This is a genomic window from Romboutsia sp. 13368, assembly GCF_018336475.1.
In the GTDB taxonomy this organism is placed as follows: domain Bacteria; phylum Bacillota; class Clostridia; order Peptostreptococcales; family Peptostreptococcaceae; genus Romboutsia.
In genome coordinates, this window is the sequence record NZ_CP048741.1 from 1433910 (window position 1) to 1434279 (window position 370).

General features: G+C 25.6%; 1 protein-coding gene. It reads right to left on the reverse strand.

All coding sequences use genetic code 11. The features are described from left to right. Window positions 1-132: 132 nt before the first annotated feature. On the reverse strand, window positions 133-370 hold a 238-nt coding region (locus tag G3997_RS05775; RefSeq protein WP_296644282.1), incomplete at its 5' end, for a hypothetical protein.

A 370-nucleotide genomic window follows, 5' to 3' on the forward strand; every position in this document is an offset into this window, starting at 1 on the left:
TATATTTAGATATACTACTTGGCTCCATAAATACAGTAGTTCCCTTTGATGAAGTATCTAATACAACACCATCTACTTCATTTTTGTATGATGCTTTTATAGGAATTACATATCTATCATCTCTTTTGCTAACTATAAATTCTTGTATATATTTTTTATYAYTTGAGTKCCTATAAGTATATCTGCTTCTTTATTTCTAAATTTATTTAAAATTTCTTCTAAAGAACCTTTTTTAGATGTAGTATCTTTATCCATTCTTAGAACTTTTACATTTTTAAATATACTTTTTATTTCTTCTTCTATTCTCTGTGTCCCTGTACCAAATGGCTTTATATAGTTACTTTTACACTCAGGACATTCTTTAGGTATT